A 23,173-nucleotide genomic window follows, 5' to 3' on the forward strand; every position below is an offset into this window, starting at 1 on the left:
TTTCCCTCGTCTTCGCCGGAGCCGGTGGGCAGACTGGCCCCATGACAGCGAGTTCGATGAGCAAGGGGTCCAATCTTTCCGTCGATGCCTCCGTGGTACGTGTCGAGCTCGCCTGGGCGGCGGGGCCCACGGTCCCCGATATCGATGCCTCGGCGCTGCTTCTCACGGAGGCCGGGCGGGTGCGGGACGACGGGGACTTCGTCTTCTACAACCAGCCTCGTCACGCGTCCGCCGCCGTGACGCATCTCGGGAAGCGGAGTGCCACCGGGGCCGCGACCGACACCATGGAGGTGAATCTGGGCCTGGTCGAACCGGTCGTCGACCGGATCGTGCTGTGCGCGTCGGCCGACGGCGGGACGTTCGGCCAGGTACCGGGGCTGGTCCTCAGGCTTCTCGACGCCGGAAGCGGGACCGAGGTCGCCCGGTTCGACATGGCCGCGGGGACCGAGACCGCGTTCATCGGCGGAGAGCTGTACCGGCGGCAGGAGAAGTGGAAGTTCCGGGCGGTGGGGCAGGGGTACGCCTCCGGGCTCGCCGGGCTGGCCACGGACTTCGGTATCACCGTGGACGACCCGTCCCCCGCGGCGGTCGCCCCCGCGCCCGCCCCGGTTCCGCCGGCTCCGGCGTCTCCGCCCCCCGCGCCCGCGTCCGCACCCGGCCCGGCCCCCGCCCCGCACTCCGACCAGGGAGCCCCCAGGCTCACCAAGGGCGAGGAGCGGCTGCCCGTCGACATGCGCAAGCGGCTCTCCCTGCGCAAGGAGCAGGTGGCGGTCAGTCTGCGCAAACACGGGGCGGCCGGGATCACCGCGCGCGTCATCCTCGTACTGGACGCCTCGGGGTCGATGTCCTTCCTCTACTCCAAGGGCACCGTCTCCGATGTCGTCGAGCGGATGGCCGCGGTCGCGGCGCAACTGGACGACGACGGTGAGATGCAGGCCTGGACGTTCGCCTCCAACCCGGCGCGGCTGCCGGATCTGAGGCTGGGCGAGCTTCCCGAGTGGCTGCGGCTGCACGTGCGCGTGGGGGAGGTGGGCCTCTTCCGGCGGGGCAGGAAGAAGGGACTGGAGCCGAGTCAGGTCGACATGCGGGACGTCGGCATCCAGAACGAGGAGCAGAAGGTCATCGCCGAGGTCCGCGCGTTCGTCCGGAGCAACCCGGCGTCCGCCCCGACCCTCGTCCTCTTCTTCTCCGACGGCGGTGTCTACCGCAACAAGGAGATCGAACGCGAGCTTCGGGAGGCGGTGGAGGAACCCGTCTTCTGGCAGTTCGTGGGGCTGGGCAGGTCCAACTACGGCGTGCTGGAGCGGTTCGACACCCTGCCCGGGCGCCGCGTCGACAACGTCGGCTTCTTCGCCGTCGACGACATCGGCACCGTACCGGACCCGGAGCTGTACGACCGTCTGCTGTCCGAGTTCCCGCTGTGGATCAAAGCGGCGAGGCACGCGGGCATCCTCTGACGGCCGGATCAGGACCGGACGACGGCCCGACGAGGACCGCACGCGTGCCGGCCCCATCCACCCGGCTCGCGCCCCCGATGCGGGAAGCGCAAGCCGACGGACGGGCCACCGGACAGCCGGCCGGGCCGGGCCGGCTACTCCGGCTGGTGCTCCGGCCCGCCGAAGTCCGGGCTCGAGTAGTCCGGACTGGAGTAGCTCGGACGCGTGCCACGGGCCGAGCCGGCGTCGGGACTGGAGAAGCCCGGCCGGTCGTACCCGAGGTGCGGCATACGACTGGTCGGCGCGGGCGGTGCCGTGTGCTGCAGCGCGGCGGCCGCCGCCGGGTCGGCGAGCGCGTCGCTCAGGAACGGGATGATCCCCCGCTCCAGCAGCGCCTCCCGCCAGGCGTCCCTGGCCTGCTTCACCTCCCCGTCGAGTTCGCGGTAGGCGCCGCCGAACGCCGAAGGCTTGTTGCGCAGCGCGGTGAGCAGCAGACCCACGGCGGCGACGAGGATGGCGACCGCCGTCACCGCGCCGAACACCCACCCTGTGGTGAGCATGGTCCGGGCGAACGCCGCCTCGGGGTCCAGCATCCGCAGGATGTAGCCGACGAGCAGGAAGATCGCGGCCGCGGTCCCGGCGAGCACCGGCGCCAGGACGGCCACGACGGCCACGACGCCCGCCCCGGCGGTCTCGGCGACCTCTCCCATGGTGGCGGCGAGCCCCGCCGCGCCCGTGCCCGGCTCGGCGGAGCCGGACTCGCGGCCGGTCGCGGCGGACGCCGCCGGTGGCCGGCGCAGTTCCTCGCGGACCTTCACATAGTGCTGGTACTCGGTCGCCGCGGCCGCCGTGACGATCGCGGTGGCGTTGAGCGCCATCGTGCGCAGTTGTTCCGAGTTGAGCCGCTGTCCGACAGCGGCCAGTTCCGGGTTGTGTGGTGCGGAGCGCAGCGCCTCATCGAGAATCCGCTCGTATTCCTGGCGGTCCTCGCTCAGCAGGTGCTGCGGAACGCTGTTCATGTGCATCCCCCGATGCTCCGTAGGGCTTGGGGCTCGGCATGCTGACGAGCCGTCGGGCAGAAACGGAGGGGAGCCTGCTACGGATAAGCCGATGGTAGAGCGGTGACGGCGCGCGGTGACAGGGGGTTTACCGAAATTGCCGCTCTCGCGGTGCGGTCGCGGGCCGCCGGAACGCGGCCCGGGGAACGCTCAGACGCCCAGCGGCAGTTGCTGGACCAGCAGCTTTCCGGCCATGGTGACGCCGCCGTCCATCGCGATGGCGAGTCCGTCGGCGTAGACGTGCGGGCCGGCGACCACGGGACCGCTGTCGTCCTCGCCGTCCTCGGAGCCGACTTCGCCCAGCAGGTACGGGATCGGGCTGTGGCCGTGCACGACCCGGGTGCCGCCGTACGTGTCCAGCAGCGAGCGCACCGCGTCGGCGCCGCCCTCGTCGCGGAAGGAGAACCGCTTGGTGAACTTGCGGAACAGGTCCCAGACCTCGTCCGCGTCGTTGCGGGTGAGTGTCTCGCGGACGGTGTCGTTGACCTCCTCGATGGAGCGGCCGTAGTCGAGGTAGGCGGTGGTGTCGGAGTGGAGCAGCAGATGGCCGTCGACCTCCTCGACGGCGTCGAGGCGGGCCATCCACTGGAGGTGGTGGTCCTGGAGGCGGTCCATGTCGGTCTTCTGACCGCCGTTGAGCAGCCACGCCGCCTGGAAGGTGGCGGTGCCGGCCCCGGAGTTGACGGGCGTGTCGCCGAACCGTTTGGCGCCGAGCAGCAGCAGTTCGTGGTTGCCCATGAGGGCCTTGCAGTAGCCGCCGGCCGCGGCGGCCTCGGCGGACAGCCGCATCACGAGGTCGATGACGCCGATGCCGTCCGGGCCGCGGTCGGTGAAGTCGCCCAGGAACCACAGCCGCGCGGTGCCGGCGCACCACTGCCCCGCCGAGTCGACGAGGCCCTGCTCGCGGAGGGCGGCGATCAGCTCGTCGAGGTAGCCGTGGACGTCGCCGACCACGTACAGCGGTCCCTGACCGGTGGTGGCCTGCGGAGCGGGTGCGGACACGGGGTCGACGGTCACCTGGACGGTGTCGCCCCGATTGATGACGGGGAGGTCCCGCTGGGTGGGCGTGTACCCCTCCGGGTAGGTCTCCTCGGAGGGCGGGACGGTGTCGCCGGGGTGCGTGCTCTGGGCATACGGACCGGTCTCGTGGACGTAAGCGGGCACCCGGAAGTCGCGCAACGTCGCCGTCCGCTCCACCTCGGGTCCCTGACCGGCCCCCTGAGTCATCGACCCCTCCACCATCGCGCCGCATCTGCACCGCTTCGGACTGCCTGGTCGCAGCGGCCCGCGGTGTCGTGGGCCCATCATAGGAATGCGGATCGCGCTGTGTGATGACCCAGGGGTGGTGAATCGGAGCGAGACCCCGGTTCGCCGTGGCATTCGTCCCGTTTCGGGCGGTCCACGGCCGCCCTGTGGCCGTTCCTGTCGCGCGCTCGCTGCCGGTGGCCGGTCCGCCTTCACCTGGGGGCCGGCCCGTTCTTCTCGCTGGAAGCCCGCGTTCCGGTCTGCCGGAAGCGGGAGCTCCACGCTCCGGGCCCGCCGTACGACCCGGCGGCGGCCCGGGCTCACCTCCCCTTCGGCGACCTCGGCGACCTCGGCGGGCTGACCGTCGTGCGCGGCGGACGGCGCTGTGAGGAGGTGCGCACGATCAGCTCGGTCGGTATGACCTGCTCCACCGGCTGGTCGGAGTCGACCCCTTCGATGGCGTCGATCAGCAGCTGGACCACCGCCGTGCCGATGCGGCGCGGCTTCAGGGACAGCGTGGTGACGGGCGGCTCGGTGTTGGCGTAGACGGTGGACTCGCTGCAGCAGACGAGCAGCAGGTCGTCCGGGACGCGCAGACCGTAGCGGCGTGCGGCGGCGAGCAGGTCGGTGCCGTTGGGGTCGAACAGGCCGTAGACGGCGTCGGGGCGGTCGGGGCGGGCCAGCAGCCGGTCGGCGGCGACGGCGCCCGCGCACGGATCGTGCGCCGGGTAGGCCTCGTACACCGGGTCCTGGCCCACGCGCTCGCACCAGCGCAGATACGCGGTGGTCGACAGGTGGGTGTAGGTGTCGGTGGACGTGCCGGTGAGCAGGCCGATGCGGCGGGCGCCGGAGTCGGCGAGGTGGTCGAGGATGCCGAGGACGGCGGCCTCGTGGTCGTTGTCGACCCAGGCCGTGACCGGCAGCGAGCCGGCCGGGCGGCCGTCGGAGACGACCGGTAACCCCTGGCGGACGAGTTCGCTGACGACCGGGTCCTGGTCGGAGGGGTCGATGACGACCGTGCCGTCCAGGGCGACGTTGGACCACACGTCGTGGCGGGAGGTCGCGGGCAGGATGACGAGGGCGTAGCCGCGGGCGAGCGCGGCGGAGGTGGCGGCCCGCGCCATCTCGGCGAAGTACGCGAACTCCGTGAAGGTGAAAGGTTCATCCCCGTATGTCGTCACGGTCAGGCCGATGAGTCCGGACTTCCCGGTGCGGAGCGTACGGGCGGCGGCCGAGGGGCGGTACCCGAGTCTGTCGGCCACCTCGCGGACGTGGCGCCGGGTGGCGTCCGGGAGCCGGCCCTTGCCGTTGAGGGCGTCGGAGACGGTCGTGATGGAGACTCCGGCGGCGGCGGCCACGTCCCTGATGCCCGCTCGACCCGGCCGGCTGCCTCGGCGTGAGGTTTCCGCGCGGCTCACCTGGTGCTTCCCTGCTGCTGTCATGGCGAGCCGATAGTAGGGCTCATGCGGTGGGGTAGGGCGGACGCATATGCACGCGTTGACAGGCACGTTTCTGCATGATCATTAATGATCAATGCCCTGGGAAATAAAGGGAGTTGAACGTTCCAATGGCAGGACCTGACGTGTGGGCGCATGCGGGCCTGCCGACGGTGCGATGTTGCGAAGAGGTCTCAACTCACCTGCACGGGGGATGCGCGCCACGGCGCGAGCCACCGGCGCATAGATATATGTGCGGCGCGCCCCTGCCCCGCGCGCCGTTCGTACCCCTACGGGTGATGTTGCCCCTGTTGCCACGGTGACGCAGGAGGCGGACGGGAGCGACCACCGCGCCTATACGCAGCGGCGCCGAATCCTCATAAGGTGAGCAGTATTGGATGTCGGCGGCGGTCATGGGCCGCCGGTCTTCGCGAGGAGGACTGCGGTGAGCGAGACGAGCCCCAAGCTGCGCGCCGAGCTGGAGGGGATTCCCACGTACAAGCCGGGCAAGCCGGCTGCGGCCGGGGGACCGGTGGCGTACAAGCTGTCCTCCAACGAGAACCCCTATCCGCCGCTGCCGGGCGTGATGGAGACCGTGGCGGCCGCGGCCTCCTCCTTCAACCGCTACCCGGACATGGCCTGTACGGCGCTGACGGCCGAGCTGTCCGAGCGTTTCGGCGTGCCGGTGTCCCACGTGGCCACCGGCACCGGCTCGGTCGGCGTCGCCCAGCAGCTGCTGCAGGCCACCTCGGGCCCCGGCGACGAGGTGATCTACGCCTGGCGGTCCTTCGAGGCGTACCCGATCATCACGCAGATCAGCGGTGCCACCGCGGTCCAGGTGCCGCTGACCCCGGGCGATGTGCACGACCTGGACGCGATGGCCGACGCGATCACCGACCGCACCCGGCTCATTTTCGTCTGCAACCCGAACAACCCCACCGGCACGGTGGTGCGGCGGGCCGAACTGGAACGTTTCCTCGACCGGGTGCCCGGTGACGTCCTGGTGGTGCTCGACGAGGCCTACCGCGAGTTCATCCGGGACACCGAGGTGCCGGACGGCGTCGAGATCTACCGGGAGCGGTCCAACGTCTGTGTCCTGCGGACCTTCTCCAAGGCGTACGGCCTGGCGGGGCTGCGCGTCGGTTTCGCCATCGCGCACGAGCCGGTGGCCGCGGCGCTGCGCAAGACGGCGGTGCCGTTCGGGGTGAGCCAGATCGCGCAGGACGCGGCGATCGCGTCGCTGCGGGCCGAGGACGAGCTGATCGGCCGGGTCGGCTCGCTGGTGTGCGAACGCAACCGGGTGATGGACGCGCTGCGCGCCCAGGGCTGGACGGTGCCCGAGACCCAGGCCAACTTCGTCTGGCTGCGGCTGGGGGAGCGCACGGTGCCGTTCGCGCAGGCGTGCGAGCAGGCGGGTGTGGTCATCCGGCCGTTCCCTGGAGAAGGGGTGCGGGTCACCATCGGCGAGACCGAGGCGAACGACATCTTCCTGAAGGTCACGGAGGACTTCCGCAAGGAGTTCTGACCAGGGCGTGGGTTCGGGCGGCCGGCGGGCATCCGTCGGCCGCCCGCGTATGTCCGCGAGGCCGCTGTTCCGGAAGGCCGCGCGAAGGGGTTGACGTCACAGGGGACCCCCCTTCCGGGTCTGAAAAGCAGTAGGTCATAATTGCTTGTGAATGTGAACGCGTTCACAAGCGCATCCCGTTTTCCCGAGATGTGCGGGGACGAACGGGATCAAGCGGTCGCTGTGACCACCGCTGAGTAAGGAGCGACGACGTGGATCTTGCTCTGGCGCCGGAGACCCTGGCGCGATGGCAGTTCGGTATCACCACCGTCTACCACTTCCTCTTCGTTCCCCTGACGATCTCGCTGGCCGCTCTCACTGCCGGGCTGCAGACCGCCTGGGTGCGCACCGGGAAGGAGAAGTACCTCAGGGCGACGAAGTTCTGGGGCAAGCTCTTCCTGATCAACATCGCCATGGGTGTGGTCACCGGCATCGTGCAGGAGTTCCAGTTCGGCATGAACTGGTCCGACTACTCCCGGTTCGTCGGTGATGTCTTCGGAGCCCCGCTCGCCTTCGAGGCCCTGATCGCCTTCTTCTTCGAGTCCACCTTCATCGGCCTGTGGATCTTCGGCTGGGACCGACTCCCCAAGAAGATCCATCTGGCCTGCATCTGGATGGTCTCGATCGGCACCCTGCTGTCGGCGTACTTCATCCTCGCCGCCAACTCCTGGATGCAGCACCCGGTCGGCTACCGGATCAACGAGGAGAAGGGCCGCGCGGAGCTCACCGACTTCTGGCTGGTGCTCACCCAGAACACCACCCTCAACCAGGTCTTCCACAGCTTCTCGGCCGCCTTCCTGACCGGCGGCGCCTTCATGGTGGGCATCGCCGCCTTCCACCTGATGCGCAGGAAGCACATCCCGGTGATGCGCACGTCGCTCCGGCTCGGCCTCGTCACCCTGGCGGTCGGCGGGCTGTTCACCGCGGTCAGCGGCGACACCCTCGGCAAGGTCATGTACGAGCAGCAGCCGATGAAGATGGCGGCCGCGGAGGCCCTGTGGGACGGCGAGGAACCGGCACCCTTCTCCGTGTTCGCCTACGGGGACGTCGACAAAGGACACAACGAGGTCGCCCTGGAGATCCCCGGCCTGCTGTCCTTCCTCGCCCACAGCGACTTCGAGTCCTACGTGCCCGGTATCAACGACACCAACGAGGTCCTCCAGGAGAAGTTCGGCCCCGGTGACTACAAGCCCATCGTCCCCGTCGCCTACTGGGGCTTCCGCTGGATGATCGGCTTCGGCATGGCCTCCTTCTCACTCGGCCTCCTCGGCTTGTGGCTCACCCGGAAGAAGTTCCTGCTGCCGGCCGCCCACCGCACCGGGGAGGACGAGGTGCCGCACCTCGTGCTGCTGAAGAAGCCGCTCGGCTCGCGGCTCACCCGGCTGTACTGGCTCCTGGCGCTGTGGACCATGGCGTTCCCGCTCATCGCCAACGCCTGGGGCTGGATCTTCACCGAGATGGGCCGTCAGCCGTGGGTGGTCTACGGCGTCATGCGGACCGAGGACGCCGTCTCCCCCGGTGTGTCCACCGCCGAGGTCATCACCTCGATGTCCGTCTTCACCCTGCTCTACGCCGTCCTTGCCGTCATCGAGGTCAGGCTGCTCGCCAAGTACGTCAAGGCCGGCCCGCCCGAACTCAGCGACGCCGACCTCAATCCGCCCACGAAGCTCGGCGGCGACGTCCGTGACGCCGACAAGCCGATGGCCTTCTCGTACTAGGCCGAGGGAGCCGTACTGTCATGGAACTGCACGACGTCTGGTTCGTTCTGATCGCCGTCCTGTGGACCGGCTACTTCTTCCTGGAAGGCTTCGACTTCGGGGTGGGGATCCTCACCCGGCTGCTGGCCCGGAACCGGGCCGAGAAGCGGGTGCTGATCAACACCATCGGTCCCGTCTGGGACGGGAACGAGGTGTGGCTGCTCACGGCAGGCGGCGCCACGTTCGCGGCCTTCCCCGAGTGGTACGCCACGCTCTTCTCCGGCTTCTACCTCCCGCTGCTGGTCATCCTGATCTGCCTGATCATCCGCGGTGTCGCCTTCGAGTACCGGGCGAAGCGGCCGGAGGAGAGCTGGCAGAGCAACTGGGAGACGGCGATCTTCTGGACCTCGCTGATCCCGGCGTTCCTGTGGGGTGTGGCCTTCGGCAACATCGTGCGCGGGGTGAAGATCGACGCCGAGTTCGAGTACGTGGGCAGCGTCTGGGACCTGCTCAACCCGTACGCCCTCCTGGGCGGCCTGGTGACCCTGACGCTGTTCACCTTCCACGGGACGGTGTTCACGGCGCTCAAGACGGTCGGTGAGGTCCGGGAACGGGCGCGCAGGCTGGCCCGGCGGGTGGGGCTCGTCACCGCCGTACTGGCGTCGGCCTTCCTGCTGTGGACGCAGGCCGACAAGGGCGACGCCACCAGCCTGATCGCGCTGGCCGTGGCGGTCGCCGCACTGGTCGCCGCCCTGCTGGCGAACCGGGCCGGACGCGAGGGGTGGGCGTTCGCCCTGTCCGGCATCACCATCGTGGCCGCCGTGGCGATGCTCTTCCTGACGCTGTTCCCGAACGTCATGCCGTCCACGCTCGACGCGGACTGGAGCCTCACCGTCACCAACGCCTCCTCCAGCCCCTACACCCTGAAGATCATGACCTGGCTGGCGGTGATCGCCACACCGGTGGTGCTGCTCTACCAGGGCTGGACGTACTGGGTGTTCCGCAAGCGGATCGGCACCCAGCACATCGCCGATCCCGTGCACTGAGGTGTGTTTCACGTGAAACCAATCGACCCGCGACTGCTCCGGTACGCGCGTGCCACCCGGGGCTTCCTGGCGGCGGTCGTCGGCCTGGGGGTCCTCGGCGCGGTGCTGGTCATCGCCCAGGCCATGCTCATCGCCGAGATCGTGGTGGGCGCGTTCGAGGACGGTCTGTCCGCCGGCGACCTCAGCACTCCCCTGCTCCTGCTCGCCGCCGTCGCGGTCGGCCGAGGTCTGGTCGGCTGGCTGACCGAACTGGCCGCGCACCGGGCGAGCGCGGCGGTCAAGTCGGAGCTGCGGGGGAGGCTGCTGAGCCGGGCGACGGCTCTGGGACCGGAGTGGCTGGCCGGACAGCGCACCGGATCGCTGGTCACCCTGGCGACGCGTGGAGTCGACGCGCTCGACGGTTACTTCTCCCGCTATCTCCCCCAGCTGGGTCTCGCGGTGGTGGTACCGGTGGCGGTGCTGGCGCGGATTGTCACCGAGGAATGGGTCTCGGCGGCAATCATCGTCGGCACCCTGCCGCTCATCCCGCTCTTCATGGTGCTGATCGGCTGGGCCACCCAGTCGCGGATGGACCGTCAGTGGCTGCTGCTGTCCCGGCTCTCCGGCCACTTCCTCGATGTCGTCGCCGGGCTGCCGACGCTGAAGGTGTTCGGACGGGCCAAGGCCCAGGCGGAGTCGATCCGGCGGATCACCGCCGCATACCGGCGGGCCACCATGCGGACGCTGCGGATCGCCTTCATCTCCTCCTTCGCGCTCGAACTGCTCGCCACGCTCTCGGTGGCACTGGTCGCCGTGACGATCGGCATGCGGCTCGTGTACGGCGAAATGGACCTCTACACGGGCCTGGTCATCCTGATCCTGGCGCCGGAGGCCTATCTGCCGCTGCGGCAGGTGGGCGCCCAGTACCACGCGGCGGCGGAGGGGCTCGGGGCGGCCGAGGAGATCTTCGCCGTACTGGAGACACCCGCCCCCGACCCCGCAACGGGTGCGGTGCCGACGGGCGCCGTCTCCTTCGAGGACGTGACGGTCCGCCATCCCGGCCGGGACACGGACGCCGTGACCGGCGTGTCCTTCGCCGTCGCCCCCGGGGAGACGGTCGCGCTCGTGGGGCCGAGCGGGGCGGGAAAGTCGACCCTGCTGAACGTACTGCTGGGGTTCGTCCGGCCCGCCGAGGGGCGGGTGCGGATCGGCGGAGCCGATCTGGTCGGGCTCGACCTCGCCGCATGGCACAGCCGCGTCGCCTGGGTGCCGCAGCGGCCGCACCTGTACGCCGGGACGATCGCGGAGAACGTACGGCTCGCCCGGCCCGGGGCGGGCGACGACGCCGTACGGCGTGCCCTGCGGGACGCGGGGGCGCTGGAGTTCGTGGACGCGCTGCCCGAGGGCACGGACACGGTGCTCGGAGAGGACGGAGCGGGTCTGTCGGCCGGGCAACGGCAGCGGCTCGCGCTGGCCCGCGCGTTCCTCGCGGACCGGCCCGTCCTGCTGCTCGACGAGCCGACGGCCGCGCTGGACGGCGCCACCGAGGCCGAGGTCGTGGCGGCGGTACGGCGGCTGGCGGCCGGCCGGACGGTGCTGCTCGTGGTGCACCGGCCGGCTCTGCTCGCCGTCGCCGACCGGGTGGTCCGGCTGGCGGAACAGGGCACCGCCGAGGGCCGCGGAGAACCCCTGCGCCCGGTGGCCGGCCTCCCGGAGGAACCGGGAGCGGAGCCGGCCGAGGACGGTGTCCACGCCCTGGACCCACCGCCCGGCGAGCCCGCCGAGGCCGACCCGGTGCCGGGCGGTGTCCTCGCCCGCGTCCGCGCCCTGTCCGGCGCCCGGCGGGGGCGGATCACGCTCGCGCTGCTGCTCGGCAGCCTCGCCCTGGGCAGCGCCGTCGGGCTCATGGCGACGTCCGGGTGGCTCATCTCGCGGGCGTCGGAGCAGCCGCCCGTGCTGTATCTGATGGTCGCCGTGACGGCTACCCGGGCCTTCGGCATCGGGCGGGCCGTGTTCCGCTACGCCGAGCGGCTCGTGTCGCACGATGCCGTCCTGCGCATGCTGGCCGACACCCGGGTCGCGGTCTACCGGCGGCTCGAGCGGCTGGCGCCCGCCGGGCTGCGCGGTTCCCGCCGGGGTGATCTGCTCTCCCGTCTGGTCTCCGACGTGGACGCCCTCCAGGACTACTGGCTGCGCTGGCTGCTGCCGGCCGGTGCGGCCGTGGCCGTCTCCGCCCTGTCCGTCGGCTTCACCGCGTGGCTGCTGCCCGAGGCCGGGGCCGTACTCGCGGCCGGGCTCCTCGCGGCGGGCGCCGGTGTGCCCCTGCTGACCGGTGCCGTGGCCCGCCGTGCGGAACGCAGGCTGGCACCGGCCCGGGGCGTCCTCGCGACCCGGGTGACCGATGTGCTCACCGGCACCGCCGAGCTGACCGTCGCGGGCGCCCTGCCCGCGCGGACCGCCGAGGCACGCCGGGCCGACGGAGCACTCACCCGGATCGCCTCGCGCGCGGCCACCGCCACAGCGCTCGGCGACGGGCTCACCGCACTGATCTCGGGGCTGACCGTCGCCGCCGCCGCACTCGCCGGCGTCGGGGCCGTGGCCACCGGACGGCTGGACGGTGTGGCCCTGGCCGTCGTGATCCTCACCCCGCTGGCCGCGTTCGAGGCCGTCCTCGGACTGCCGCTCGCCGTGCAGTACCGGCAGCGGGTGCGCCGGAGCGCCGAGCGCGTGTACGAGGTACTGGACGCCCCGGTGCCCGTACGGGAGCCGGAAACGCCCAGGCAGGCGCCGGTGTCCCCGTTCCCGCTCGTCGTCAAGGGGCTGTCCGCGCGGCACGCCGGGCAGGGCCGGGACGCCCTCGCCGGGCTGGACCTGACCCTGGAACGGGGCCGCCGCATCGCGGTGGTCGGACCCTCCGGGGCGGGCAAGACGACGCTCGCCCAGGTGCTGCTGCGGTTCCTGGACCCGGGCGCGGGCTCGTACACGCTGGCCGGTGTGGACGCGTGCGCCCTCGACGGCGACGACGTGCGGCGGCTGGTCGGTCTGTGTGCTCAGGACGCGCACCTCTTCAACAGCTCGATACGGGAGAACCTGCTGCTCGCCCGGAAGGACGCCACCGAGGACGAGCTGCGCGACGCGCTCGGCCGGGCCCGGCTGCTGCAGTGGGCCGACGGCCTGCCCGAAGGGCTCGACACGCTCGTCGGTGAGCACGGGGCGCGGCTGTCCGGCGGACAGCGGCAGCGGCTGGCGCTCGCCCGGGCGCTGCTCGCCGACTTCCCCGTGCTGGTGCTGGACGAACCGGCGGAACACCTCGACCTGCGGACCGCCGACGCGCTCACCGCCGATCTGCTCGGAGCAACCGAAGGCCGCACGACCCTTCTCATCACCCATCGGCTGGCCGGTCTGGAGGCGGTGGACGAGGTCGTCGTGCTGGACGGGGGACGGGTGGTCCAGCGCGGGCCGTACGCGGAACTCGCCGCCGTGGACGGCCCGTTGCGGGAGATGGCGCTGCGGGAGGAGGAGTCGGAACTGCTGGTGGCGACCCGTCAGGGGTGACGGCAGAAGGAGTTCCGTCGTGCGTGACAGGGCGTCAAGCGGCTGTTCGGCGGTATTGATGGGCCGTCCGGGGTGACCGCTCCCCCATGTGTACGACATGAACAGGACCGCGCGCCGGGGCGGGGTCCAGGATCGCAGTCATGCGCTTCACCCGCCGCCATCCGCTGCTCGTCACCGTGTTGCTGTGCGCGCTCGCCGTGCTCGCCGCCCGGCCCACCGACGGCGACGGCTCCCATGTCCCCGGTCACGGTTCCGCTTCCGGCATCGGCGCGGAGGTGGCGCGGCTGTACGAGGAAGCGGCCACGGCCACGGAACGGTACGAGGCCGGCCGCCGCGAGGCGGAGGAGCAGCGGGCCAGGGCGCAGCGGCTGGAGGAGCGGCTGGACCGGGAGCGGCAGGAGATGGCCGGCCTGCGCGAGGGTCTGGGCCGTATCGCCAGCTCCCAGTACCGGGACGGCGGAGGGCTTCCCCTCACCGCGCACATGCTGCTCGCGGACGACCCCGAGGAGCTGATGCGCGGTCAGCGGGCAGTCGCTCAAGCCGAGGTGACCCTGGACAAGGCGATCGACAAGAGCGAGCGGGCGGAGGCCCGGCTGGTCCGGGACGAGGCGAAGGCCGCGGCGGCGTGGCGGAGGCTGGAGAAACGGAACTCGGAACTGGCCGACCTGAAGCAGCGCATCGAGGCGAAGCTCGAAACCGCGCGGTGGAAGCTGCAGGGGCAGGCGGACGCCTCGGTCGCGGCGGGCGCCTGCCGCGGCGCGGTCCGCCTCGACCAGCCGGAGACGCGGTTCGACAGCAGCTGGGTGGCGCCGGTGGAGACGTACGAGCTGTCCGCGTCGTACGGCAGCGGTGGGGCGCGGTGGGCGAACCGGCACACCGGGCAGGACTTCGCGGTGCCGATCGGCACGCCGGTGCGGGCCGTGGGGACCGGCAGGGTGGTGAAGGTGTCCTGCGGAGGGGCCTTCGGCATCGAGATCGTGCTCCAGCACGCGGGCGGCTACTACACCCAGTACGCCCATCTCGCCGCGGTCGCCGTCGACCAGGGCGACCGGGTCACGCCCGGGCAGTGGATCGGGCAGTCCGGTACCAGCGGCAACTCCACGGGGCCGCATCTGCACTTCGAGGTGCGGGTCACTCCCGAGATGGGGTCGGCCGTGAACCCCGTGCCGTGGCTGGCCCGGCACGGGGTGCCGCTCTGAGCTGCTACACCCGCCCGTTGAGCAGCCGCTCGATCACCACGGCCACGCCGTCGTCGTTGTTGGCGACGGTGTGGCCAGAGGCGGCGGCGAGCACGTCCGGGTGGGCGTTGCCCATCGCGTAGGAGCGGCCGGCCCAGGTCAGCATCTCGACGTCGTTCGGCATGTCGCCGAAGGCGACGACCTCCTCGTGGGAGATGCCGCGCTCGGCGCAGCACAGGGCCAGCGTGCTGGCCTTGGACACCCCCGGGCCGCTGATCTCCAGGAGGGCGCTGGGGCTGGAGCGGGTGACGTTGGCGCGGTCGCCGATGGCGAGCCGGGCCAGGGTGAGGAAGGCGTCGGGACCGAGCTCGGGGTGGTAGGCGAGGATCTTGAGCACCGGTTCGCCGGCGGTGTGGGAGTCCGGGGCCAGCAGGTCCTCGGCGGGGGCCAGGGTGTCCGGGACCTCCATGTGCAGCTTCGGGTAGTCGGGCTCCTGGTTGAAGCCGTAGGTCTGCTCGACGGCGTACACGGTGCCGGGGGCGGCGTCACGCAGCAACTGCACCGCGTCCAGGGCGTTCTTGCGGGGCAGCTCGCGGACCTTCACGAACCGGTGGGCGCCGGGGCCGCCGTGCAGGTCGACGACGGCCGCACCGTTTCCGCAGATGGCGAGGCCGTGGCCGTGGACGTGGTCGCTGACGACGTCCATCCAGCGGGCCGGGCGGCCGGTGACGAAGAAGACCTCGACGCCGGCCTCCTCGGCGGCGGCCAGGGCGGCGATCGTGCGGGGGGAGACCGACTTGTCGTCGCGCAGCAGGGTGCCGTCGAGGTCGGTCGCGATGAGCCGCGGTGGAGTGAGGGCTGCCGGGGTCTCGGGCTGTCGGGTCGCTGAGGTCACCCGGTCATTGTCCCGCATATGCCCGCACGACCGTGCGGGACTCCGCACATCTGAGTGGTTACCACCGTCACCAGTGGTCTTCTCGTTGGTGCGGCGGGGCGGTCCCCCGTCCTGGCTCACCGCAACTGTGCCGGTGCTTCCATGGCGATGTGTTCGAAGACCTTCTGGTCCGCGGTGAACTCCGTGTCCGGGATGGGCCAGTGGACGACGATCTCGGTGAATCCCAGCTCGATGTGGCGGCCCGCGAAGTCGACGAAGGCGTCCAGGGACTCCAGCGGACGGTTGCGGTCCGGGGTGAATCCGGTGAGAAGGATCTTGTCCAGCCCGGTCACGTCCCGGCCGAGCTCGGCGCAGGCGTCGGCCAGCCTCTCCGCCTGACCGCGAATGGCCTGAACCGACTGTTCGGGCGTGCCGCTCTCGTACAGCCGGGGGTCGCCCGTGGTCACCCATGCCTGCCCGTGGCGCGCCGCGAGCCGCAGTCCGCGTGGTCCGGTGGCCGCCACCGCGAAGGGGAGCCGGGGCCGCTGTACACAGCCTGGGATGTTGCGTGCCTCGTGCGCCGCGTAGAAGTCACCCTCGTAGGAGACCGAGTCCTCGGTGAGCAGCCGGTCGAGCAGCGGCACGAACTCGGCGAAGCGGTCGGCCCGCTCGCGCGGGGTCCAGGGCTCCTGACCGAGCGCGGTGGCGTCGAAACCGGTGCCGCCCGCGCCGACCCCGAGCGTGACCCGGCCGCCGGAGATGTCGTCGAGGGAGATCAGTTCCTTGGCGAGGGTGACCGGGTGCCGGAAGTTCGGCGAGGTCACGAGCGTGCCCAGGCGCATCCGGTCGGTGACGGCCGCGGCGGCGGTCAGGGTGGGGACGGCGCCGAACCACGGGCCGTCCCGGAAGCTGCGCCAGGACAGATGGTCGTAGGTGTAGCCCGTGTGGAAGCCGAGTTCCTCGGCGCGCATCCATGCCGTACGGCTGCCCTCGTGCCAGCGGCGGTAGGGGAGGATCACGGTGCTCAGGCGCAGGCTCATGCCACCGAGCCTATGCGCCGCCGCAGGTTTCACGTGAAACACCTGCGCGCGAGTCCGTCAGCGTACCCGTGCGCTCAGCCAGGGGGTGAGCAGGATCATGGGGATGAACTCCTTGTGCGTCCGGTCTCCCGGCATGGGCACGATCAGGAAATAGCCCGGAGGGAAGCGCCGTGCCCTGACGTACGCCAGTCCGTCGAACAAGGAGCGCAGGAATGCCGGCACGTCGTCCCGGGGGACGTCGGGGCACTCCACGCCCTCGACCTCGATCAGTGCGTCGTCCTCGGGGTAGAGCCGTACGCTCACCCGGGGCAGGCCGCCGAACTCGACGTAGGCCTCGTGGGGGAGGGAGCCGTCGGGGTCCGTGCTGACGCCGACGCCGGCCGCGGTGCGGCGTGAGGTCTGGTCCGCGCCGATGTCATGAGTGACCTCGATCTCGCGCTCGTAGGTGTCGGCGAGCGCGCGGAGGGCGGTGACGGCGGCCTCGGTGCTGGGCAGGTGGTTCATACCACCGATCATGTACGTCAGCGGCTGCCGGGGAAACGCAGGTACCGGCTCGGTACGGCCTGTGTCAGCCATACGCCGTTCGCGCTGACATGGAAGACGTGGCCGTCGCGGTGCATGGCACCCGCGTCAACGGACAGCACGACCGGGTTGCCCCGGCGGGCCCCGACGCGGGTCGCCGTCCCGCGGTCGGCGGAGAGGTGCACGGCGTGACGGTTCATGGGGCGCAGCCCCTCGGCGCGGATCGCCTCGAGGTTCCGGGCGACGGTGCCGTGGTAGAGGTACGGCGGCGGGGTGGCGGTCGGCAGTCCGAGGTCGACCTCCACGCTGTGTCCCTGGCTGGCGCGGATCCGGGTGCCCTCGACGGCGAAGCGCCGCTTGTCGTTGGTGGCGACGACATGGTCCAGCTCCTCCCGGGTGAACCGGAAGCCGTGCGTGGACGCCGCCGAGATCAGCGCATCGATCTCGACCCATCCGCCCTCGTCCAGAGTGAGCCCGATCCTGTCGGGCTGGTGGCGCAGATGCTTGGCGAGGTACTTCGACACCTTGACGGTGCGTCTTTCGTCCATCCGTTCAGAGTGCCGGGAGAGACGCGCATCACGCGATCGATTTTGCTTCGGAGGTTTGATCCACAGCCAAGTGCGTTTATCCACAGGGGATTTGGAGACTCTGTGGACAACCGCCGTCCCAACGGCGTCAGCGCAGCGGCGGTTTCATCCGCGCGATCCTCCGCAAGGCGCCCGGCATCCACCGCGACAGGGCATACGCCGTCCGTGCCTCCGGGGTGACCGGCACCACCGGCGCGTCGCGCACCACCGCCCGCAGGATCGCGGCCGCGACCTTCTCCGGCGGGTAGCCGCGCAACCCGTACAGGCGTGCCGCCCGCCGCTGCAGGCGCCGCTCCTCGTCGGCGTCCACGCCCGCGAACCGCGCGGTGGACGTGATGGCGGTGTTCACGAACCCGGGGCATATCGCCGACACGCCGATCCCCCTCCCCGCCAGTTCCGCACGCAGGCACTCGCTCAGCATCAGCACCGCGGCCTTGGACGTGCCGTAGGCGGGCAGCGCCCTGGACGGCTGGAACGCCGCCGCCGAGGCCACGTTCACGATGTGGCCGCCCTGTCCGCGCTCCGCCATCCGTCTGCCGAAGAGCCGGCAGCCGTGGATCACACCCCACAGATTGACGTCCAGGACCTTCTTCCAGTCCTCCGTGGTGGTGTCGAAGAAGGATCCGCCCAGCCCGATGCCGGCGTTGTTCACCAGGACGTCCACCACCCCGTGCTCGGTGGTCACCCGCTCGGCCAGCTTCTCCATGGCCTGCTCGTCGGACACGTCCGCCGTCTCCGCCCAGGCCGCCGCCGCGCCGCGACGGCGGGCCTCCCCGGCGGTGCGGGCCGCGGCCTCCGCGTCCCGGTCGACCGCCAGCACGCGCGCGCCCGCCTCCGCGAACGCGAGCGCGGTGGCCCGCCCGATGCCGCTGCCCGCCCCCGTGACCAGGACCAGCTGCCCGCCGAACCGGTCGGCGTACCGGCCCGTGGTGGACGCCCTTGGCCGGCCCGCCTCCACGGACGTCACGAAGTCGGAGATCCATGCCGCCAGCTGATCAGGGCGGCTGCGGGGGACCCAGTGCCGGGCCGGCAGCGTCCGCCGGGTCAGCCTCGGAGCCCACTGCTCCAGATCCTCGGAGAGCCGCTCCGAGAGGAACGCGTCGTCCAGGGGCGTGACGAGCTGCACGGGTGCGTGCGCGTAGGCGTCCGCGCGCGGGCTGCGCAGCCGGCGCCGCACGTTGTCCCGGTAGAGCCAGGCCCCGTGGGCCGCGTCCGACCGCAGGGACGCGGTCGGATACCCGTCCCCGGGCGTCTTCTCGACGCGCTCCAGGATGCGCGGCCAGGCCCTGCCCAGCGGCCCGCGCCAGGCCAGTTCCGGCAGCACGGGCGTGTGCAGCAGGTACACGTACCAGGACTTGGCGCCCTGGCCCAGCAACTGGCCGACCCGGCGCGGGGTCGGCCGCTTCACCCGGCGGTTGATCCAGTGCCCGAAGTGGTCGAGCGACGGGCCCGACACCGACGTGAAGGAGGCGATCCGTCCCGCGGTGCGCCCGACGGTGACGAACTCCCAGGACTGCACCGACCCCCAGTCGTGCCCCACCAGATGGACCGGCCGGTCCGGGCTGACCGCGTCCACGACGGCCAGGAAGTCGTCGGTCAGCTTCTCCAGGGTGAACCCGCCGCGCAGCGGACGCGGTGCCGTGGACCGGCCGTGGCCCCGGACGTCGTACGCCACGACATGGAAGCGGCCGGCGAGCCGGGGCAAGACCTCGGACCACACCTCCTTGCTGTCCGGGTACCCGTGCACCAGGACGACCGTCGGCCGCCCGGGGTCGCCCAGCTCGGCCACACACAGTTCGACCCCGCCCGTACGCACCCGGCGCTCCCGCGCGCCCTTCAGTCCCGTCACACCGGCGAATCTGGCAGTTGTTAGAGAGCCCGTCAACAGTGCCTCGATCCCTGTGCATAACTCTCGGGCAGGGCTTCCCCTACGGGCCCGTACGACTCCAGGGGGACGCCAAGACGGCTCTCCGGTCTGACGACCGGAGTGGCACGGGTCACTAGTGTCATGGACGTGACTGTGATCGCGACCGAAAGCCTGAGCAAGCGGTTCCCCAGGGTGACCGCTCTTGACCGGCTCTCCGTGGACGTCGGGCCCGGTGTGACCGGACTCGTCGGAGCCAATGGAGCCGGCAAGTCCACACTGATCAAGATCCTTCTGGGTCTGTCCCCCGCCACGGAGGGCCGCGCCGAAGTGCTCGGCCTCGACGTCGCCACCAAGGGCGCCGCCATCCGCGAGCGGGTCGGCTACATGCCGGAACACGACTGTCTGCCCCCGGACGTCTCGGCCACCGAGTTCGTCGTCCACATGGCGCGCATGTCCGGCCTGCCGCCCACCGCCGCGCGGGAGCGCACCGCGGACACCCTGCGCCATGTCGGCCTGTACGAGGAGCGCTACCGTCCCATCGGCGGCTACTCCACCGGCATGAAGCAGCGCGTCAAGCTCGCCCAGGCCCTCGTGCACGACCCCCAGCTGGTCTTCCTGGACGAGCCGACCAACGGCCTCGACCCGGTCGGCCGCGACGAGATGCTCGGCCTGATCCGCCGGATCCACACCGACTTCGGCATCTCGGTCCTGGTCACCTCCCACCTGCTGGGAGAACTGGAGCGCACCTGTGACCACGTCGTCGTCATCGACGGCGGCAAGCTGCTGCGCTCCAGCTCCACCACGGACTTCACCCAGACCACCACGACCCTCGCCATCGAGGTCACCGACACCGACGAGCACCCGGACGGCACCCGCGCGGTGCGCGAGGCGCTCCACGCGCGCGGGGTGGACGTCGAGGACGGCAGCGGGCTGCCGGGCGCCGGCCACGTCCTGCTGCTCACCGCGCAGGGCGAGGAGACGTACGACCTGGTCCGCGACGTGATCGCGGACCTCGGCCTCGGCCTGGTGCGTATGGAGCAGCGCCGGCACCACATCTCCGAGGTCTTCACGAACAGCGACGAGAACAGTGACGAGGCGCGGAAGGAGGCGGTCGGCCATGGCAGCTGAGCAGTCCATGCAGACACCAGCCACTGCACCGGGTGACACCCGTATCCACAACATCGGCTACCGCTCCTACGACGGCCCCCGACTGGGCCGCGGTTACGCCCGGCTGTCGCTGTACACGCAGTCCCTGCGCGGCTCCTACGGCCTCGGCCGCTCGGTGAAGTCCAAGGTGCTGCCGATGCTGCTGTTCGTGGTGATGTGCGTGCCCGCCGCCATCATGGTGGCCGTCGCCGTCGCCACCAAGGCGGGCGACCTGCCCGTCGACTACACGCGCTACGCGATCATCATGCAGGCCGTCGTCAGCCTGTACGTCGCCTCGCAGGCGCCCCAGTCCGTCTCGCGCGACCTGCGCTTCAAGACCGTACCGCTGTACTTCTCGCGGCCCATCGAGACCGCCGACTACGTGCGCGCCAAGTTCGCCGCGCTGGCCTCGGCGCTGTTCATCCTCACGGCCGCTCCCCTGCTGGTCCTGTACATCGGCGCGCTGCTGGCCAAGCTCGACTTCTCCGACCAGACCAAGGGATTCGCACAGGGACTCGTCTCCGTGGCACTGCTCTCGCTGCTCTTCGCCGGCATCGGCCTGGTCATCGCGTCGGTCACCCCGCGCCGCGGCTTCGGCATCGCGGCCGTGATCGCCGTCCTGACCATCTCCTACGGCGCCGTCTCCACCCTCCAGGCGATCGCGGAGGTCCAGAACAGCGGCGACGGCATCGCCTGGATCGGCCTGTTCTCGCCGATCACCCTCATCGACGGTGTGCAGTCGGCCTTCCTGGGCGCGACCTCGGCCTTCCCGGGCGGAGTGGGCCCGACCAACGCCGAGGGCGTCGTCTACGTCCTCTTCTGCCTCGGTCTGATCGCCGCGTGCTACGGCCTCCTGATGCGCCGCTACAAGAAGGTGGGACTGTGACCACGCTCAGCATCGACCACGTCTCCCGCTGGTTCGGCAACGTGGTCGCCGTCAACGACATCACCATGACCATCGGCCCCGGGGTCACCGGTCTGCTCGGCCCCAACGGAGCCGGGAAGTCCACCCTCATCAACATGATGGGCGGTTTCCTCGCCCCCTCCACCGGCACCGTCACGCTCGACGGACAGCAGGTGTGGCGCAACGAGGCCATCTACCAGCACATCGGCATCGTCCCCGAGCGCGAGGCGATGTACGACTTCCTCACCGGCCGCGAGTTCGTCGTCGCCAACGCCGAACTGCACGGCCTGGGCGCCAAGGCCGCCCAGAAGGCGCTGGCCACGGTCGAGATGGAGTACGCGCAGGACCGCAGGATCGCCACCTACTCCAAGGGCATGCGGCAGCGCGTGAAGATGGCCTCCGCGCTGGTCCACGACCCGTCGCTGCTCCTGCTGGACGAACCCTTCAACGGCATGGACCCGCGCCAGCGCATGCAGCTGATGGACCTGCTGCGGCGCATGGGCGACGAGGGCCGCACCGTGCTGTTCTCGTCCCACATCCTCGAAGAGGTCGAGCAGCTCGCCTGGCACATCGAGGTCGTCGTCGCCGGCCGGCACGCGGCCAGCGGTGACTTCCGCAGGATCCGCCGCCTGATGACGGACCGCCCGCACCGCTACCTGGTGCGCTCCAGCGACGACCGCGCGCTCGCGGCCGCGCTGATCGCGGACCCGTCGACGTCCGGCATCGAGGTGGACGTGGCGGAGGGCGCGCTGCGCATCCAGGCCGTCGACTTCGGCCGTTTCACGTCCCTGCTGCCCAAGGTCGCACGCGACCACGGCATCCGGCTGCTCACGGTCTCGCCGTCCGACGAGTCCCTCGAGTCCGTCTTCTCGTATCTCGTCGCGGCGTAGGAGGCCCCTGATGTACGACCCCACAGTCGCCCGGCTCACCTACCGGGCCCTGCTCGGCCGTCGCCGGGCCCTCATCCTGGGCGCGCTGCCCCTGCTGCTGATCGCGATTGCCCTGGCGGTGCGCGCCCTCGCCGGCGCCGACGACCAGACCGCCGCCGACGTCCTCGGCGGACTCGCGCTCGCCACCATGGTGCCGATCATCGGTGTCATCGCGGGCACCGGGGCGATCGGCCCCGAGATCGACGACGGCTCGGTCGTGTACCTGCTGTCCAAGCCGATCAAGCGGCCCACGATCATCTTCACCAAGCTGATCGTCGCCATCGCCGTCACCATGGTGTTCTCGGCGGTGCCCACGCTGATCGCGGGCTTCGTCCTGAACGGCAACGGCCAGCAGGTCGCCGTCGCCTACACGGTGGCCGCGCTGGTCGCCTCCATCGCGTACGCGGCGCTCTTCCTGCTGCTGGGCACGGTCTCGCGGCACGCGGTGGTCTTCGGTCTGGTCTACGCGCTGGTCTGGGAGGCGCTGTTCGGCTCCCTGGTGCCCGGCGCGCGCACGCTGAGCGTCCAGCAGTGGTCGCTCGCGGTGGCGCAGAAGGTCTCCGGGGGCGACCTGGTCACGTCGGACGTGGGCCTGACGACCGCGACGGTCCTGCTCGCCTCGGTCACCGTGCTGGCCACCTGGTACGCCGGTCAGAAGCTGCGCTCGCTGACGCTCGCCGGCGAGGAGTGAAGGCGTCCGTTTCCGTACGGCCCGCCGACGCGGGTGGCGGCGTCGCTGACAGCGGCGCCGCCTGCGGTTTATTCGGTGGCGTTCGCACGGTCCGCCGGGCAGAGTGAGGGTGTCCGCATCGCCGGGAACGTCCGGTGACCATGTGCCGGGAAGGGAGCGGGACGATGTCCATGCACGGCAGTACGTCCGGCTCCCGTCAGGGCAGCCCGCGGCGGACTCCGGAGTAATCCCTACTGCTCCGTCGAGTCCGCCCCGCACGGGGAGCTGCCCGGGGCGGCCGCTTCGAGCGCGCGCATTCGTGTCGCGCGGGCCGCCCACCCGGAGGATTGGCCGAGTGGTAAGGCACCGGTTTGCTCAACCGTGGTCGGGTTCACAGCCCGCGCGCGTTCGATCCGTGCATCCTCCGCACAGCGCCGGGC

The 23,173-nt window shown here is 71.1% G+C and carries 18 protein-coding genes and 1 tRNA gene; 11 read left to right on the forward strand and 8 right to left on the reverse strand.

Translation table 11 applies throughout. The features are described 5' to 3' along the window. Positions 1-41 precede the first annotated feature (41 nt). Positions 42-1,457 (forward strand): VWA domain-containing protein, encoded by a 1,416-nt coding sequence (locus tag ACZ44S_RS21155; RefSeq protein ID WP_466931284.1) that lies wholly within the window; start codon positions 42-44, stop codon positions 1,455-1,457. 134 nt (positions 1,458-1,591) lie between these two features. Here the strand turns inward: ACZ44S_RS21155 and ACZ44S_RS21160 are convergent, their stop codons facing one another. From ACZ44S_RS21160 to ACZ44S_RS21170, 3 genes are all read right to left on the reverse strand, one after another. Then, entirely contained in the window at positions 1,592-2,461 is an 870-nt protein-coding gene (locus ACZ44S_RS21160; protein ID WP_466931285.1) for a hypothetical protein, read from the reverse strand. A 183-nt stretch (positions 2,462-2,644) separates the two neighbouring features. Beyond that, positions 2,645-3,736, reverse strand: coding sequence for a metallophosphoesterase (locus tag ACZ44S_RS21165; RefSeq protein ID WP_466931287.1), 1,092 nt, complete (start codon positions 3,734-3,736; stop codon positions 2,645-2,647). 323 nt (positions 3,737-4,059) lie between these two features. Further along, on the reverse strand, positions 4,060-5,181 hold the full coding sequence (locus ACZ44S_RS21170) for a LacI family DNA-binding transcriptional regulator (protein ID WP_466931288.1): 1,122 nt from the start codon (positions 5,179-5,181) through the stop codon (positions 4,060-4,062). Positions 5,182-5,620: 439 nt separating this feature from the next. On the opposite strand from ACZ44S_RS21170, the gene hisC reads away from it, so the two are divergent. The 5 genes from hisC to ACZ44S_RS21195 all read left to right on the forward strand — a co-directional run bounded on the left by hisC (position 5,621) and on the right by ACZ44S_RS21195 (position 14,215). Beyond that, positions 5,621-6,700, forward strand: coding sequence for a histidinol-phosphate transaminase (hisC, locus tag ACZ44S_RS21175; RefSeq protein ID WP_466931291.1), 1,080 nt, complete (start codon positions 5,621-5,623; stop codon positions 6,698-6,700). A gap of 251 nt (positions 6,701-6,951) precedes the next feature. Then, positions 6,952-8,457, forward strand: a complete 1,506-nt coding sequence (locus ACZ44S_RS21180; protein WP_466931293.1) for a cytochrome ubiquinol oxidase subunit I — start codon at positions 6,952-6,954, stop codon at positions 8,455-8,457. 20 nt (positions 8,458-8,477) lie between these two features. After that, complete coding sequence (gene cydB, locus ACZ44S_RS21185) at positions 8,478-9,482, forward strand: cytochrome d ubiquinol oxidase subunit II (RefSeq protein WP_466931295.1); 1,005 nt, start codon at positions 8,478-8,480, stop codon at positions 9,480-9,482. A 12-nt stretch (positions 9,483-9,494) separates the two neighbouring features. Continuing rightward, entirely contained in the window at positions 9,495-13,016 is a 3,522-nt protein-coding gene (gene cydD, locus ACZ44S_RS21190) for a thiol reductant ABC exporter subunit CydD (RefSeq protein WP_466931297.1), read from the forward strand. A gap of 140 nt (positions 13,017-13,156) precedes the next feature. After that, complete coding sequence (locus ACZ44S_RS21195; RefSeq protein WP_466931299.1) at positions 13,157-14,215, forward strand: M23 family metallopeptidase; 1,059 nt, start codon at positions 13,157-13,159, stop codon at positions 14,213-14,215. 4 nt (positions 14,216-14,219) lie between these two features. Here the strand turns inward: ACZ44S_RS21195 and ACZ44S_RS21200 are convergent, their stop codons facing one another. The 5 genes from ACZ44S_RS21200 to ACZ44S_RS21220 form a co-directional block, all read right to left on the reverse strand. Next, positions 14,220-15,107, reverse strand: a complete 888-nt coding sequence (locus ACZ44S_RS21200) for an HAD family hydrolase (RefSeq protein WP_466931301.1) — start codon at positions 15,105-15,107, stop codon at positions 14,220-14,222. Between the two features lie 98 nt (positions 15,108-15,205). Next, complete coding sequence (locus tag ACZ44S_RS21205) at positions 15,206-16,108, reverse strand: LLM class flavin-dependent oxidoreductase (RefSeq protein ID WP_466931303.1); 903 nt, start codon at positions 16,106-16,108, stop codon at positions 15,206-15,208. A 57-nt stretch (positions 16,109-16,165) separates the two neighbouring features. Beyond that, positions 16,166-16,612, reverse strand: a complete 447-nt coding sequence (locus ACZ44S_RS21210; RefSeq protein WP_466931305.1) for a hypothetical protein — start codon at positions 16,610-16,612, stop codon at positions 16,166-16,168. A 17-nt stretch (positions 16,613-16,629) separates the two neighbouring features. Then, positions 16,630-17,178 (reverse strand): RNA 2'-phosphotransferase, encoded by a 549-nt coding sequence (locus tag ACZ44S_RS21215; protein ID WP_466931306.1) that lies wholly within the window; start codon positions 17,176-17,178, stop codon positions 16,630-16,632. Between the two features lie 127 nt (positions 17,179-17,305). Further along, complete coding sequence (locus ACZ44S_RS21220; protein WP_466931308.1) at positions 17,306-19,066, reverse strand: SDR family oxidoreductase; 1,761 nt, start codon at positions 19,064-19,066, stop codon at positions 17,306-17,308. Between the two features lie 159 nt (positions 19,067-19,225). On the opposite strand from ACZ44S_RS21220, the gene ACZ44S_RS21225 reads away from it, so the two are divergent. The 5 genes from ACZ44S_RS21225 to ACZ44S_RS21245 all read left to right on the forward strand — a co-directional run bounded on the left by ACZ44S_RS21225 (position 19,226) and on the right by ACZ44S_RS21245 (position 23,160). After that, positions 19,226-20,212: an ABC transporter ATP-binding protein gene (locus tag ACZ44S_RS21225; RefSeq protein WP_466931310.1), complete on the forward strand. Its 987-nt coding sequence runs from the start codon at positions 19,226-19,228 to the stop codon at positions 20,210-20,212. After that, positions 20,202-21,116, forward strand: a complete 915-nt coding sequence (locus ACZ44S_RS21230) for an ABC transporter permease subunit (protein ID WP_466931312.1) — start codon at positions 20,202-20,204, stop codon at positions 21,114-21,116. Before ACZ44S_RS21225 ends, ACZ44S_RS21230 begins: the two co-directional genes overlap by 11 nt. After that, the gene (locus ACZ44S_RS21235) at positions 21,113-22,024 is read left to right on the forward strand and encodes an ABC transporter ATP-binding protein (RefSeq protein WP_190164551.1); all 912 of its coding nucleotides are present in this window, start codon (positions 21,113-21,115) and stop codon (positions 22,022-22,024) included. Before ACZ44S_RS21230 ends, ACZ44S_RS21235 begins: the two co-directional genes overlap by 4 nt. A gap of 10 nt (positions 22,025-22,034) precedes the next feature. Continuing rightward, positions 22,035-22,754 carry an ABC transporter permease subunit gene (locus tag ACZ44S_RS21240; RefSeq protein ID WP_466931314.1) on the forward strand — a complete coding sequence of 240 codons (720 nt, stop codon included), beginning with the start codon at positions 22,035-22,037 and terminating at the stop codon, positions 22,752-22,754. A 320-nt stretch (positions 22,755-23,074) separates the two neighbouring features. Continuing rightward, positions 23,075-23,160, forward strand: a tRNA-Ser gene (locus ACZ44S_RS21245). Positions 23,161-23,173: the final 13 nt, after the last annotated feature.

It is taken from the genome of Streptomyces malachitofuscus (assembly GCF_055571035.1).